Origin of the sequence: Mesorhizobium sp. STM 4661 (assembly GCF_000359125.1) — a bacterium.
In the GTDB taxonomy this organism is placed as follows: domain Bacteria; phylum Pseudomonadota; class Alphaproteobacteria; order Rhizobiales; family Rhizobiaceae; genus Mesorhizobium.
On the sequence record NZ_CAAF010000030.1, the window covers coordinates 146,401 to 160,949 of the forward strand.

Sequence of the window (14,549 nt, forward strand, 5' to 3'; positions counted from 1 at the left end):
GCGTACCCGCCGGCACGCATAGAGTTGGGCTCGCAGCGTGGAAGACTTTCCCAAGATCGTCCACGCCTTCCTGATCCGAAGGAACAGGGGCAGTGGGGTGAGGCGCAGGAAGCCGCCGACGGCGTCGAAATCGCACGCCGTCGGCGGGTGCGCGCACCGATCCTTCAAGTCGGGAAGGCCGCCCCTCTGCGATCCACGCAATGATCAGGAGGGTGCCGTGTCAAGCTCGCTTCTTTTGTCGACGGCAATGTTTCAATTCCTGGCGGCCTACACGGTGATCACGATCACGCCCGGGCCTATCGGGCTCGCGACCGGCAGCCTTGCCTCCCTGCACGGCTTCGGCAGGACGATCCCGCTCTTGGCGGGCATCGGCGTCGGAACAGCCGTTCTGGCGACCTTGGTGGCGTTCGGCACGATTCACCTCGCCCAGTCCCTGTCGATGCCGGCGGTCAAGATCGCGGGGGCGACGGTCCTTGGCGGGATGGCACTGCGCATCGCCAGAACGGCGCCACCTGCCACGGGTGAAGCGCCTCACAAACGGCAGACGGAATTGTTTGCCGGAGGGTTTCTCATCAGCTTTCTTTCGCCTGAAGCTGCTACCTTCTTCGCCGTCGCCTTCCTGGGGCTGATGCTGCCGATCCAGAATTCGAGCGAGGTGCTCATGGTGGCCGCCGTCGTCGCGATCTTCGATATAGGCTGGTATGGGTTTCTAGCTATTGTCCTTTCGCGTCCGGTCGTGCGCGCTGCCGCGATGCGGCGTCACCGCGCCATCTCCCGGGCGGCTGGGGCGGTGCTCGCAATCCTGGCCCTCGTCTGGGCCCTATCCGCCTTTCCATCCACCTGAGGAGCAACCTATGTCCTGCATTCAGGTGGCCGACGACCTCTGGGTGCCGGCCCTGTGCCACAGGACAGGCATCCGCCCGGATCGACGTCCGATCCCCGTTGAAGGGCATTCAAACCATGGCGATCACGGTTCGAATTCGGCTTAATCCCGCAGCAGGTCGAACATCAGTTTGAAGAAACGGTCCGCATCGACCTCATGCGCGATGCGGGCATTGTTCTTCTGGCCGCGCTCGCCCCAGAAATCGGCGACGGTCGCGCCGAATGCGTAGCTGCCGGACAGGTCGACGCCGATATGGGCGGGACGCGCGCGCACCAGCGTCGGATCGATCGCCAGCGCCAGCACGAGAGGATCGTGCATCGCCCCGCCGACGCCCATCGAGTTGCGGTGCAGCTTCTCGTAGAACAGCAGCCAGTCGTTGACGAGCCGGCCGAGCGGCGTGTCGATGGTCGCCAGCTCGGCATATTGCGGTGCCTCGATCAGCACCTGCATGGTGACATCGAGGCCGACCATCAGGATCGGCACGCCGCTGTCCAGCACGATCTTCAGCGCTTCCGGGTCGCAGAAGGCATTGAACTCGGTCGGCGTGATGATCTCGCTCCTGCGGTAGAACACGCCGCCCATCCAGATCAGTTCCTTGATCTTGGGCAGCACGTCGCGATGCTTGAGGATCAGAAGGCCGATATTGGTCAGCGGTCCGGTGGCGACCACCAGGATCGGCTCGGGCGAGGCGCGCAGCGCATCGGCGAGGAAATCGACCGCATGCTGTTTGACCGGCTTGATCGTGGCCTGCGGCAGATAGGGCGAGCCTTCGAGACCGCTCGGCCCGTCGGCGGTACCGAGCACCAGGGGCCGTGCCAGCGGACGGTGGCAGCCCTGCGCCACCGGCACGTCGCCGGCGCCGATGAATTCGAGGATGCGCAGCGCATTGGTCGTCGTCTTCTCGACCTCGGCGTTGCCGCAGGTCGTGGTGACGCCGAGCAGCTTGATGGCCGGCGAGCGATGCGCCATGACCAGCGCAATGGCATCGTCGTGGCCGGGGTCGCAATCGAACAGGATGGGAGTTGCAATGGTCATAGTATCGTCCCTCACGCCGCCCGCTCGTACTGCGCGACAGTATGCTTGAACATGTTGAGGAAGCGCCGGCCGTCGAGGTCGGTGCAGATGCGCGTGGTCTTCGGTCCGCCGCCAGGCAGCAATTGCCGGCCGCGATGGGCGACGGTCTGTCCGCGCGCAATGCGCCCATCCAGCACGACATCGACGAACAGCGGCTCGGTCATGGTGGCAAGGCCAGGATCGAAAGCCAGCGCCACGGTGATCACATCGTCCATCGGGAAGCCGACCAGATCGAAGAATTCGCGCCAGATGTCGATATAGATCGGAAAGCTGTCGGCGATCATCTCGAAGACCGGATTGTCCCTGGCGAGCGCCTGCATGTCGGCGATGTCGTCGCGCGTCAGCATCGAGGCGGCGACGCGGTTGTCCTCGCAGATGTCGAGCGGCACGAGGATCTTGTCGACGTCGGCGTTCAGCACGATGCGGGAGGCCTCGGGGTCGGCCCAGATGTTGTATTCCGACAGCGGCGTCATGTTGCCGGGCGTCTGGAAATTGCCGCCGAGCACCAGCAAACGCTTCAGCGCACCCGTAAGCCGGGGTTCCTGCAGCAGCACCATTGCAGCGTTGGTCAGCGGGCCTGTCGTTACCAGCGTGATCTCGCCGGGATTGGCCATCACCGTTTCGATGATGAAGTCGACGGCGTGCCCCGGCGTTGCCTGACGGGACGGGGTTGGCGCCGGCGGATTGAATTTCTTCAGGCGGTCGCCGAAACGGGCGACGAGCCGTTTTTCGAAATGGACCGGCGCCTCCATGTCGGCCTTGGCATTGCCGACGATCGGCCGCCACGCGCCGGCATGAACCGCGATGTCGTCGCGTCCGGCAAGCGCCAGCGTGTTGAGGACGACGTTGATGACCTGCTCGATTGGGCCGGCCGCGCCCGTCACGGTGGTCACGCCCTCGAGCTTCAGGTTTGGATTCGCCGCCGCAAACAGCACGGCGAGAATGTCGTCGCCGGCAGAATCCACGTCGAGGATTATACGTTCCATGGAAAATTCCTTCATGAGGGATGTTTGCCGTCAGGCCCGGTATTCTTGTCCGTCGACAACAATCTCTGCATCGAGGCCAACGTCTCGGCGATGATCTTCGGCCGCGCGCGATAGGAGAGCGCGAACAGCGCCGTGAGCGCCACGACATAGGGGACGGTGAGAACGAGATAAGACGGATAGCCGAATGTCTGCAGACGCAACGAGAAGGCATCGGCAAAGCCGAACAGCAGGCAGCCGGCCAGCACCTTCAGCGGATCGCCATTGGAGAAGATCAGGATGGCGACCGCCATGAAACCGCGGCCAGAAGACATGTTTTCGGTGAACATGGTGATGTAGCCGAGCGACAGATGCGCGCCGGCAAGGCCCGCCAGCAATCCGCACAGCAGCGAGGCGATGTAGCGGACGCGGGTGATCGAGATGCCGAGCGCCTCGGCGGCCTCGGGTTTTTCGCCGACGACGCGGATATAGAGCCCAAGACGGGTGCGGTTGTAGAACAGCACGAGCAGCGGCACCGCGATGAAGGCGACATAGACGATCGGCGTGAAGCCGGAGATCAGTGGCGCCCATGAGCCGAGAAGCTCTCGGGCGCCGGGCAACTGGACTTTCGGCAGGCCGACGATACCGTGACCGACGATCGAGCCGCGCGTGCCGAAGATCGCCTTCATCAGCGAGATCGTCATGCCGCCGGCAAGGATGTTGAGCGCCAGCCCGACCACCACTTCGTTGGCCCGGAAACTCACCACCAGGACGGCGAAGACCAGGGCGAAGGCGAGCGCCGCCGCGACGCCGCAGGCAACCCCCAGGAGCGCGGAACCCGTCCAGATCGAGCCGATGACGGCGAAGAAGGCGCCTGCCAGCATCTGGCCTTCGAGGCCGATGTTGAAGATGCCGGCCTTGGTGGTGAACGAGCCGCCGAGCGCCACCAGAAGAATGGGCGCCGTGGTCCGAAGCGTCGCCGCGATCAGCGCGACATTGACGAGCTTGTCTAGAATTTCCATCGCCGCTCCCCGGCCTGGCTGTCGCCGCGGCGCCTGACCAGAACCTGCGCCGACACGCTGAGGATGATCAGCGCCTGGATGACGGTGATGATCTCGCGCGACGCGCTGGTATCGACTTCGAGCAGCAGCGATCCGCTGCGCAGGGCGCCGAAGAACAGCGCGGTGAAGATGGTGGCGACCGGCGAGCCGTTGGCGAGCAGCGCGGCGATCAATCCATCGAAACCGAAACCGGGAGCGAAGCCCTCCATGAACCGGTGATGGACACCGAGCGTCTCGACGCCACCGGCCAGGCCGCCGACGGCGCCTGAAAGGAGCAGGACGACAAAACCCTGTCGTTTGACGTTGACGCCGCCATATTCGGCGAACTTCGGCGCCGAGCCGACCATCGTCACGCCGTAGCCCCAACTGGTGTAGCGAAAGATCAGGGCCGCGCCGAGCGCCAGCACCAGGCCGATCGCCAGGCCCCAGTTCAACCGCGAGAAAGCGAAAATCTCCGGCAAATAGGCCGTGGCCAGGATCGGCGGCGTCTCCGACCAGCCACCCGGCCGCTTGAACAGGAAGATGGTGAAATAGGAGGTGAGAAGCACCGCGACATAGTTCGACAGGATGGTCGAGACGACTTCGTTGGTGTTGTAGCGGGCGCGGAAATAAGCCGGAATGGCGACCCAGGCCGCACCTGCCGCCACCGCCAGCGCCAAGGCCGCCAGCATGTGAATGCCGGGAGGCAAGGGAAAGGCGAAGCCGACCCAAGCGGCAGCGAAGCCGCCGAGGAAAAGCTGGCCCTCGATACCGACATTGAACATGCCGCCGCGCAGTCCGATGCAAGCAGCTATGCCGCAGATCAGGATCGGAGTCGTCTGCAGCAAGGTGCCGGCGATCTTCTCCTGGTCGCCGAAGGCGCCGCGCAGGAGCGTCATCAAGACACGGACCGGGCTTTCACCGACCAGGAGAATGATGATCGCACCCAGGAGCAGCGCCACGGCGACGGCGATGATCTGGCCGGAAACGTCACGCAAGCGATCCCTGATCATGCCGGCTCCGCGGCGAGTTCGGGCGCGGCCACGCCCGCCATCATCATGCCGATACGATCTTCGTCCGCGCCATCGCCGGCGACCTCGCCCATGATCCGCCCGTTGAACATCACCAGGATACGGTCGGCAAGGGCGGCAAGTTCGTCGAGCTGCACGGATATCAAAAGGATGGCGCGACCGGCGGCGCGCTGGCGCATGATCTCGTCATGGATGGCCTCCTGCGCACCGATATCGACGCCGCGCGTCGGCTGATCGATCAGCAGGAAATCTGCGTCGTTGGTGAATTCGCGCGCCAGCACGACCTTCTGGATGTTACCGCCCGAAAGCCGCTTCACGGCATCGCCCGGTCCTTGCGCGCGAATGTCGAAATCCTTGATCAGCCTGGAGGCATTCTGGCTGATGACGGTCCAGTTGAGCACACCGCAGCTGCTCCATGGCGCGCGGTGCTGCCGGCCCATCAGCATGTTTGCCGCGATCGATGCGTTGCGGTCGACACCGCGCACCATCCGGTCGCCCGGAACATGGGCGAGACCGGCTCGGCGGATTTCCCTGGGAGAGAGCGCGGCGAGGTTCCGGCCCTTCAGCCGGGCTATGCCATGGCTTGCGGGCCGCAGGCCCGAAAGCACCTCCGCCAGTTCCGTCTGCCCGTTGCCGGCCACGCCGGCGATCCCCACGACCTCGCCGGAGCGTACCGTGAAGCTGACATTGCGCAGCGCCGGCAGCCGGCGGTCGTCACGCGCCCACAATTCCTCGACTTGGAGGACCACCTCGCCTCGCGACGGCGCGCGCGGCCGGCGGTCGAAGCTGACCTCGCGGCCGACCATCATGCGCACCAATTCGTCCTTGCTGAGCTCGGCCGTCGGGCGGGTCGCCACCTTCTTGCCGTTGCGCAGCACCGTCACCGTGTCGGAGACCTCCATCACCTCTTCCAGATGGTGCGAAATGAAGATCACGGTCATGCCTTCCGCCACGAAGCTGCGCAGCGTCTGGAACAGCTCGCGGCTCTCCTGTGGCGTCAGCACCGCGGTCGGCTCGTCGAGGATGATGGTGCGCGCGCCGCGCACCAGCACCTTCAGGATTTCGATGCGCTGCTCTATGCCGACCGAGAGCAGCCCGACGCGCTCGGTCGGATCGACCTGCAGCCCGAACCGCTTGGACAGTTCGCGCGTGCGCGCAATCTGCGCGGCGTGGTCGATCAGCCCATGGCGACGGATTTCCATGCCGAGAAAGACGTTGTCGGCGACCGAAAGCGAGGGAACCAGCTTGAAATGCTGATGCACCATGCCGAGGCCGGCCTTGATGGCGACGGCCGGGCCGGTGACCACCGTCTCCTCGCCGTTCAGCCGGATTGAGCCTTCGTCGGGCTGCAGCAGCCCGAACAGGATGTTCATCAGCGTCGTCTTGCCGGCGCCGTTCTCGCCGATGATGGCGTGGATTTCGCCCCTGCGCACGGCAAGGTCGATGCCGTCATTGGCGACGAACGCGCCGAAACGCTTGGTGATGCCCGTCAATGCGACGGCCATCTCGGCTTTCATGTGAAGGGTCGGCGACCCGGCGTTCGACACCATGGCTCTCGCGGATTGGACGCTGATCCGTCGCGGCAAGCCACGGCGGACCAGCGTAGCGCTTTCTTGGGAGGATGCGCTGTTGTTGTCTTACTTGGCCTTGGCGATCTCGATCTTGCCGTCGAGGATGCCCTTCTTGATCTCGTCCAGCTTGGTCGTCACGTCGGCCGGGATCGTCGGGGCGATGTCGTCGCAGACCTTGACTTCGACGCCGCCCGAGGCGAGATCGAAAGTGCGGGTACCGGCGGTGACCTTGCGGCCCTCGACCTCGTCCTTGATCAGCGTGTAGACGGCGATATCGCCGCGCTTCAGCATGCTTGCGAGCACGTTTCCAGGGGCCGAGCCGCACATGTCGATATCGACGCCGATCGAATATTTGTCGGCTGCCGCACTCGCCTGCATGACGCCTTCACCCGTCGGACCGGCAACGTTGTAGACGATGTCGGCGCCCTGGCCGTAAAGCGCCTGGGCAAGCTCGCTGCCCTTGGCCGGATCGTCGAAGGTTCCGGCGAAAACGGAGTTCACCTTCACGTCGGGCGCGGCATATTTGGCGCCTTGCTCGTAACCGCCGAGGAAGTTGCGGATCACGGGAATGTCGCGGCCGCCGACAAAGCCGATCGCCTTGCCGTCGCCGATCTTGGGAAACTCGCTGCCCTTGGCCTCGATCATGCTGGCCAGCGCGCCGGCGACGAAGGATCCCTGCTCCTCCGCGAAATTGGCATAGATCATGTTGGGATTGTCGAGCACGCCGTCGATGAACACGAAGCGCTGGTCGGGATATTCCTTGGCGACCTTCTGCAGCGAATCCACCAGTTCCCAGCCCATCACGAAGATGAGGTCGTACTGCCTGGCCTTGGCCAGGTTCTCGAACTGCTCTTCATAGTCGAGCGCGCGATTGCCGGTGTCGACCAGTTTGAGGTCGATGCCGAAATCGGTCTTGGCCTTGTTGAGACCGTTGACGATGGAAACACCGAAGCCCTGTGCGAAATATCCCGAGATGGCGGCGATGGACACCTTGTCCTGTGCCGCGGCGGATCCGAACGAGATGGCAAGCATTGTGCCGGCCATGAATAAACTCTTGAGCGCCCTTTTCATGTCATTCCCCTTCAGCTTTTTTCAGCTTTTCAAGCCACGCCTTGACCATCCGCGCATAGTGCCTAGACAGCGTCTATTTTCGTTGATGGTCATATGAGTTTATGAGCGGCCCCGCAGGCTGTCAATCGCCATGCGAGGCGGTTTCGTCGTGCCTTTTTTCGCTTGCCTGATGTCGAAGCTTGACAAATGGCGGCCGGGGATAATTGTTGATACTCTAACGAGTTAGGAAACGACGGGAAGAGAGAGCGAACAAATGCCGGCTGTGGTCGTCAGGAAATTTCTGGTTCAGGTCGAGGAGATATTTCACGAAGGCGGCCCCGTTGCGACGCACCCGCTCAAGCGCGGCGCGGTCGTCGCCGTCATCGCCAACCCCTTTGCCGGGCGCTATGTCGAAGAGATCACCGGCTTCATGGATGATCTGAAGCCGCTCGGCCTCGATATGGCTCGACGCCTGATCGATGCCATCGGCGACGGCGCCTCGGCTGTCGAAGGCTACGGCAAGGGCGCCATCGTGGGCGCCGCGGGTGAGCTTGAGCACGGCGCGCTCTGGCACAATCCAGGCGGCTATGCGATGCGCGAGCTGCTCGGAAACGCCAAGGCGATCGTGCCCTCGACCAAGAAAGTTGGCGGCCCCGGCACGCGGATCGACATTCCGATCACGCATATCAACGCCTCTTATGTGCGTAGCCATTTCGATGCGATCGAGGTCGGCATCACCGATGCGCCGCGCGCCGACGAGATGGCGGTCATCCTGGCGATGACGACCGGTGCGCGCGTTCATGCGCGGGTGGGTGGTCTTGCCGCCGCTGATATCAAGGGCGAGGACGGATTGAGATGAGCGCGGAAATCCGCCGGATCATCACCATCGTCGAGGAAACCCTGAGCGAGGGCGGCCGTCCCGTCGATCCGCCGACCCGCCGCGCGGCGGCCATCGCCGTGATCCGCAACCCTTATGCGGGCGACTATGTCGAAGATTTGTCGGCGTTGAGCGACATCGGTGAGGAACTGGGCGATATCTTGCCGAAGCGCGCGGTCGCGGCACTCGGCATTCCCGGCGACCGGGTAGAGAGCTTCGGCAAGGCGGCTGCTGTCGGCGCCGATGGTGAGCTGGAACATGCCGCGGCCATCCTTCACCCCAAGCTTGGCGCCCCGTTCCGCGATGTTTTAGGCAAAGGGGCCGCGCTCATTCCTTCGTCGAAGAAGCGGGGCGGCCTCGGCGTGCCGCTCGACATCCCGCTCGGCCACAAGGATGCGGCGCGGGTGCGCAGCCATTTCGACGGCATGGAGGTTCGCGTTCCCGACGCGCCGCGTGCCGACGAGATCGTCGTCGCCATCGCCGTGACCGATTCCGGCAGGCCGCACCCACGCGTCGGCGGGTTGACCAAGGACAAGATCGTCGGCAGGGACGGTGTCAGCTGAATCTCAGCACACCCTAAACGTCGTCAAACGGTGACGACTTCAGGCACCCGCATTGCAGGCGGGGTGTTGCGGCTCCGGCCGGTCCGCGCCACGCCGTCGATGACGACCATTCCAATACCCGGAAGATTGCCCTGCGCCACGCTGTCGAGCAGCCCGTCGCCGGCGCCGCCGATCGCCTGATCCATGAAGACCAGGTCGGCGGCGCGGCCGACCTCGATCATGCCGCGATCCTGCAGCCCGCGCACGCGCGCCGTGTTGCCGCTGGCAAAGCAGAACGCCACTTCCGGCGCGACGCCGCCCAGCGAGGCCAGCATGGTCAGGGTCCGCAATATGCCGAGCGGCTGCACGCCGGATCCGGCCGGGCTGTCGGTGCCAAGCACGATGCGCGAAAGTTCGCCGCGCTGCCTGGCAAGGTCGAGCACGAACAGGCCGGTGCGCAGATTGCCGTTGTGGACGATTTCCAGCGCGCGCGAACCCTTCTCGCAGATTTGCCGGATTTCCGCTTCGGGCAGGGCGGTTGGTCCGCCATTGACGTGGGCGACAATGTCGGCGTCGACCTCAAGCACGGTATCCGCGCCTATGCGGCCGGAACCGGGCAGTGACGGCCCGCCGGTATGGGTCATCGAGGTCATGCCGTATTTGCGTGCCCAGGCGATCATCTGCCGGCCGGTCGGCCCGTCCTTGACGCCACCGAGGCCGACCTCGCCGACAAGCGTCACTCCGGCCTCGGCCAAATAGCGGAAATCCTCTTCGGTCAGGCCGGGTTCCAGGATCGGCGCGCCGGCCAGGATCTTCATGCCGCTCGGGCGGAAGTTGGAGAAGGTCCGCTGCGCCGCGATGGCCAATGCCTTCAGCCCGACCAGATCGCGCGGGCGGCCCGGCGTGTGGACCTCTCCCGCAGAAACGATGGTGGTGACCCCGCCATGCACGGTCGAATCCATCCAGCCGATCTGGTTCTGCCGCGGCGTCCAGTCGCCGGCCACCGGATGGACGTGATTGTCGATCAGTCCGGGGACGACCGCCGAGCCCTGTGCGTCGATCACGGTGCCCGCAGCATCGATATCAAGCGCGCCGGCCTTGCCGATGGCGGTGATCTTGCCATCGACCGCGACGATCGTGTCGGCGTCGAGGATCGGCCGGCTGAGGTCGCCGGAAAGAATCAGGCCGATATTGCGCACGACAAGCGTGTTGGGTTTCGGGTCGGGTGACATCGGCACCTCGTCTGTTATTCCTGGAAGTCGTTGGGACGCGAATTATTTCCCGCCGTCGCCATTCGACGGATCGTCGTCATTGATGCGGTTGAGCAGGCGAAGCAGCGTCGCCTGCTCGGCTGGCGTAAGCGGCGACAGAAACCGCCGCCCGACGTCGACGCTGCGCTCAAGCCGGTCGAGCGTGTATTTGGTTCCCTTGTCGGTCAGCGCGATCATCGACAGGCGCTGGTCGGTATCGGAAGCGCTGCGGGTGATCAGCCCGTTCTTGAGAAGCTTGCGGACAACGATGCTGATGGTCGATGGGTCCATCGCGGTCAGCCGGCCAAGATGGTTCTGCGAGACCTCGCCATGTCTAAGGATCGTCGCAAGCGCCGCGAACTGGGTTGGCGAAAGGTCTTCGCCGGCCATCACCTGCTGGAAGCGCAGCGTCGCGCGCTGATGCGCCCTGCGGATCACGTGCGCCGGATGGCGGTCCAGTTCGTAGCCGGTCTTGGCGTATCGCTGCAGCACCTGCTCGCGGCTCAGCGGCTTGGCGTTGCCCCCCGATCCCTTGGGCGCCGCTGCGCCGCCTTCGGGTTGCGATTCGATTTCAGTTTTCACGCCGCACTCCTGTCGCCGCTGTCTCGGGTGCCGCAGTCTCGAAAGACGTTCAAGCCGCCACACTCGCCGGTTGAAGCGACGTTCCGTCGCGAAGGGCCGCGACGACGCTCGCCGAATCGCTGACCACGCCGAAATGCGTCGCTATGTCGTAGAGCGAACTCTCCTGCTCGCGCGGTCCGGTCGCCGCACAGCAATCGCTGGGCACCACCACTTCATAGCCCTGGAAAAAGGCGTCATGGACGGTCGAGCGCACGCAGATATTGGTGACCACGCCGAAGATCACCAGTTGATCGACCTGCATGTCTTTGAGCGTCAGGTCGAGGTCGGTTTGAAAAAACGCCGAGTAGCGCCGCTTGATCAGATGGATTTCATCGTCGCGGGCGCCGAGATCCTCGATGATTTCCGGCCCCCAGCTGCCCTCGAGGCAATGCGGAGTGCGCTTCACCCATTCGCGCTCGCGGCGCATGCCGGCTCGATGGGTGTCGTGAACCCAGATAATTGGCACACCGCCGGCGCGCGCCGCCTCGATGACGGCCAACTGCGGCGCGACCAGCGTCTCATAGCCCGGCAGCACCATCGCACCGCCGGGCTTGCAGAATTCATTGACCATGTCGATGACGATAATCGCCGCGCGTTGCGGATCAAGGCGCATCGCGTCATCGTGCCGATGTGAGGAAAAACTATCCACGGGCATGGCGAGCTCCTTTGGTCGATTGTTGATACTCATACAAAAAACCGTCGCGGATGCCAAGTCAATCCCGTTAACGCAAAGCCCGCTTGCCGAATCGGCGCAAGCCGCTCCGACAAGGGCTTGCGCCGTTTTCCGTTGCGAAAATGGCATTGACAAGGGGGTACAATGGCGTGTTCGATTTGTATGACCATCAATGATATTCAATTCTCCGACTTGCAGGGACCGAGGGCTGAGCATGAGGACAATCGTTACCGGTTCCAGCGGTCTGCTTGGCCGTCATGTCGCGACGGCGCTGGTCGCTGCCGGCCATGATGTGTTGGGCGTCGATGCCGTTGCGCCGAACGTCGCGCCGTGGCGGCATGCGACGGCGGACCTGACGGATCTGGGATCGACGCTGCAACTGGTGCGCGATTGCGACGCGGTGGTCCATGTCGCGGCCATTCCGCGCCCGACCGGACGGGCCGGCGGCGAGGTGTTCAAGACCAATGTCGCGACCGCCTACAATGTCGTCGAGGCGGCTGCCATGGCTGGCGCCAGGCGCTTTGTCTACGCCTCGTCCTTCAGTGTTTTCGGTTATCCTTTCTTCGAAAAGACCCTGCGCCCGCCCTATCTGCCGGTCGACATGAACCATCCCGTCGGCGCGCAGGATCCTTACGCGCTATCGAAATGGCTCGGCGAGGAAATCGTCGACGCGGCGGTGCGCCGCGGTGCTTTTTCGGCTGTCAGCGTCCGCATGCCCTGGATCCAGACCCCGGAGACTTTCTTTGCCGGCGTCGGCCCGCGCCGCGCCACCGCAGACGGCGCCCGCGACCTGTGGGCCTATCTCGACGCGCGCGACGCGGGGCAGGGCTTCCTGCAGGCGCTGCAATGGAAAGGCGAGGGCCATCTCCGCGTCCTGCTCAGCGCCGCCGACACTTTCATGGAAGAGGAGACCGAGCAGCTGGCGCGCCGGGTCTATCCGGATGTCCCGCTGTCGCGGCCGATCACCGGCCATGGCGCCGTGCTCGATACGGCCCATGCGCGCGAGACGATCGGCTTCGAGCCAAGCCATTCGTGGCGCTCCTACCCCAAGCCGGAGTCCGGAAAATGAAGCGATTCGGCGAAAAATGCGTGCTCGTCACCGGCGGCGCGGGCGCGATCGGCAGTGCGGCGGCAAGGCGTTTCCTCGATGAGGGTGCAAGGGTCGCGATTGTCGACCGCAACGCCGAGGCGGCGCAGCAACTGGCTCAGACTCTCGGCGAGCACGCAATCGCCATCGAAGCCGACGTCACCGACGAGGCAGACGTGCGGCGCGCCGTTGAAACGACGGTCGAGACCTTCGGCGGGCTCGATGCCGTGTTCAACAATGCCGGGATTTCCGGCATCGTCGCTCCGGTTCACGAACTGCCGGTCGAGGACTGGGACACCATTATCCGCATCAATCTGCGTGGGATATTCCTCGTCCTGCAAGCCTCGCTTCGGGCGATGATCGCGGCCGGCAATGGCGGCTCGATCGTCAATATGGGCTCGTCCATGGCCGGCTGGGACGTGCTCGCGGGCGGCGCCGGCTATGTCGCCTCAAAGCATGGCGTGGTTGGGCTGACGCGGGTCGCCGCGCTCGATGCCGCGCCCTACGGCATACGCGTCAACGCCATCTGCCCCGGTGTGATCGAGACAACGCTTGGCGTGCCGGCGAGCGGCGACGGCGATTTCAAGAGCAGTGTCCAGCATTTCGCCGACCGCATCCCGTTGCGCCGCATCGGCCAGCCGGACGATGTCGCCGCCGCCGTGGCCTTCCTCGCCTCCGACGAGGCCAGGCATGTCACCGGCGCCGATTGGCTGATCGATGGCGGCCAGACCTTGCAGAGCTGGGCCAACGCGCCCGCCGGCGGCGCGTTTCCGAAATTCAGATAGGTCACCATCACGTCGTTGGGACCTGACGCGTGTCAAAGCCTCTTCGGCGGCATTGCCTGGATGATCTGGACGGCGAGATCGAGGTCGGCGAGACCGCCCGAGAGCGGCGTGCGCGGCTTTGCGCCGGCCAGGATGCAGTCGGCGAAATGCAGCCATTCACGCCGGAACGCGGTGTCGGGAATGCCCGGTATCACGCGTTCGGATGCCGTCTCGCCGGCCGCTTCGCGCACCCGCACGATGGCCGAGGCATTGCGGAGATAGGGGTTCTGGAAATCGATCCGCACCTCCTCGCGCTCGCCATGCACGTGGATCCATTCGTCCCACCATTCATATTGGGCGAGCGCCATATCGAAGAGACAGGGAATGCCGTCATAGTCGAGCACGGCCAGAAGCTGGTTCGGGCCGGTCTGCTGCGCGTGCACGACGCGGCTGGGCTGGCCGAAGGCGCCGCGCATGACGGCGAGATCGTGGCTGCTCAGACCGAGCAGCAGCAGATAGAGGTCGCGGTAGCCGGCATGGTCCGGTCCCAGCGCCGCCTCGACGCGCCGGGCGACGGCATCTCGTCCTGCCGCGAGCAGATCGGCCGGCACATCGGCGATGCGGGTCTGCGTATAGAGCTTGCCGTAGCGGTCGAAGCGGCCGGCGAAATCATGGACATGGATCGACTTCGGCCGGCCGATGGCGGCGATGCGCTCGAGGCCGATCTCATAGCCTGGATCGTAGAACTTCATATAGCCGACCAGGGCGACGAGGCCGCTCCGTTCGGCCTGCTCGACCAGCGGGCGTGCCTCCTCAGGTGTGAAGGCAAGCGGCTTCTCGACAATCAGATGCTTGCCGGCGCGGATGGCATCGGCAACCATCTCGCCATGGTCGTAGGTGCAGATCACCACGGCGTCGACATCAGGATCGGCAAGCAGCGCGCGATGGTCGGTATAGCGGGCCGCGACACCATAATGCTCGCCGACCTTGTCGACCGTGCCGGGTGAGATGTCGCAGAGCGCGGCGATGCGAAACGCCGGCAATTCCTGAAGATAGGGCAAGTGCATCAGCTGGGCGATCTCGCCGCATCCGATAACGCCAACGCCAATGAAGCGATCCTGCAT

The 14,549-nt window shown here is 64.5% G+C and carries 15 protein-coding genes; 5 read left to right on the forward strand and 10 right to left on the reverse strand.

The window, feature by feature from the left end; genetic code table 11:
• Positions 1-274 precede the first annotated feature (274 nt).
• Positions 275-844 carry a LysE family transporter gene (locus MESS4_RS31155; RefSeq protein WP_244441111.1) on the forward strand — a complete coding sequence of 190 codons (570 nt, stop codon included), beginning with the start codon at positions 275-277 and terminating at the stop codon, positions 842-844.
• 141 nt (positions 845-985) lie between these two features.
• On the opposite strand, the gene MESS4_RS10605 is transcribed toward MESS4_RS31155, so the two are convergent.
• The 6 genes from MESS4_RS10605 to MESS4_RS10630 all read right to left on the reverse strand — a co-directional run bounded on the left by MESS4_RS10605 (position 986) and on the right by MESS4_RS10630 (position 7,605).
• Positions 986-1,918 carry a nucleoside hydrolase gene (locus tag MESS4_RS10605; RefSeq protein ID WP_081609685.1) on the reverse strand — a complete coding sequence of 311 codons (933 nt, stop codon included), beginning with the start codon at positions 1,916-1,918 and terminating at the stop codon, positions 986-988.
• A gap of 11 nt (positions 1,919-1,929) precedes the next feature.
• Positions 1,930-2,943 carry a nucleoside hydrolase gene (locus MESS4_RS10610; protein ID WP_081609690.1) on the reverse strand — a complete coding sequence of 338 codons (1,014 nt, stop codon included), beginning with the start codon at positions 2,941-2,943 and terminating at the stop codon, positions 1,930-1,932.
• Positions 2,944-2,954: 11 nt separating this feature from the next.
• Positions 2,955-3,941, reverse strand: a complete 987-nt coding sequence (locus MESS4_RS10615) for an ABC transporter permease (protein ID WP_006329803.1) — start codon at positions 3,939-3,941, stop codon at positions 2,955-2,957.
• Positions 3,929-4,972 (reverse strand): ABC transporter permease, encoded by a 1,044-nt coding sequence (locus tag MESS4_RS10620; protein ID WP_006329805.1) that lies wholly within the window; start codon positions 4,970-4,972, stop codon positions 3,929-3,931. Before MESS4_RS10620 ends, MESS4_RS10615 begins: the two co-directional genes overlap by 13 nt.
• Positions 4,969-6,540, reverse strand: a complete 1,572-nt coding sequence (locus MESS4_RS10625; protein WP_006329807.1) for an ABC transporter ATP-binding protein — start codon at positions 6,538-6,540, stop codon at positions 4,969-4,971. The genes MESS4_RS10620 and MESS4_RS10625 overlap by 4 nt, the downstream gene beginning before the upstream one ends.
• A gap of 87 nt (positions 6,541-6,627) precedes the next feature.
• Complete coding sequence (locus MESS4_RS10630) at positions 6,628-7,605, reverse strand: BMP family ABC transporter substrate-binding protein (RefSeq protein ID WP_006329809.1); 978 nt, start codon at positions 7,603-7,605, stop codon at positions 6,628-6,630.
• A gap of 280 nt (positions 7,606-7,885) precedes the next feature.
• Between MESS4_RS10630 and MESS4_RS10635 the strand changes: the two genes are divergently transcribed.
• Together MESS4_RS10635 and MESS4_RS10640 are read left to right on the forward strand one after the other, a co-directional pair.
• The gene (locus MESS4_RS10635; protein WP_006329811.1) at positions 7,886-8,470 is read left to right on the forward strand and encodes an amino acid synthesis family protein; all 585 of its coding nucleotides are present in this window, start codon (positions 7,886-7,888) and stop codon (positions 8,468-8,470) included.
• Positions 8,467-9,051: an amino acid synthesis family protein gene (locus MESS4_RS10640; RefSeq protein WP_006329812.1), complete on the forward strand. Its 585-nt coding sequence runs from the start codon at positions 8,467-8,469 to the stop codon at positions 9,049-9,051. Before MESS4_RS10635 ends, MESS4_RS10640 begins: the two co-directional genes overlap by 4 nt.
• Before the next feature lie 23 nt (positions 9,052-9,074).
• On the opposite strand, the gene MESS4_RS10645 is transcribed toward MESS4_RS10640, so the two are convergent.
• Genes MESS4_RS10645 through MESS4_RS10655 form a run of 3 tightly spaced genes read right to left on the reverse strand, consistent with a single transcriptional unit; the run spans position 9,075 to position 11,757 of the window.
• Complete coding sequence (locus MESS4_RS10645) at positions 9,075-10,262, reverse strand: amidohydrolase family protein (protein WP_006329813.1); 1,188 nt, start codon at positions 10,260-10,262, stop codon at positions 9,075-9,077.
• 42 nt (positions 10,263-10,304) lie between these two features.
• Positions 10,305-10,862: a MarR family winged helix-turn-helix transcriptional regulator gene (locus tag MESS4_RS10650; RefSeq protein ID WP_006329814.1), complete on the reverse strand. Its 558-nt coding sequence runs from the start codon at positions 10,860-10,862 to the stop codon at positions 10,305-10,307.
• A 49-nt stretch (positions 10,863-10,911) separates the two neighbouring features.
• A complete protein-coding gene (locus MESS4_RS10655) occupies positions 10,912-11,757 on the reverse strand; it encodes an isochorismatase family cysteine hydrolase (RefSeq protein WP_244441112.1) in 846 nt (281 codons plus the stop codon).
• Between the two features lie 31 nt (positions 11,758-11,788).
• Here MESS4_RS10655 and MESS4_RS10660 point away from each other — a divergent pair, with 31 nt between their 5' ends.
• On the forward strand, positions 11,789-12,643 hold the full coding sequence (locus tag MESS4_RS10660; protein WP_006329816.1) for an NAD(P)-dependent oxidoreductase: 855 nt from the start codon (positions 11,789-11,791) through the stop codon (positions 12,641-12,643).
• A complete protein-coding gene (locus MESS4_RS10665) occupies positions 12,640-13,446 on the forward strand; it encodes an SDR family NAD(P)-dependent oxidoreductase (RefSeq protein WP_006329817.1) in 807 nt (268 codons plus the stop codon). The genes MESS4_RS10660 and MESS4_RS10665 overlap by 4 nt, the downstream gene beginning before the upstream one ends.
• A gap of 32 nt (positions 13,447-13,478) precedes the next feature.
• Here MESS4_RS10665 and MESS4_RS10670 read toward each other — a convergent pair whose 3' ends face one another.
• Positions 13,479-14,549 carry a Gfo/Idh/MocA family oxidoreductase gene (locus tag MESS4_RS10670; RefSeq protein ID WP_006329818.1) on the reverse strand — a complete coding sequence of 357 codons (1,071 nt, stop codon included), beginning with the start codon at positions 14,547-14,549 and terminating at the stop codon, positions 13,479-13,481.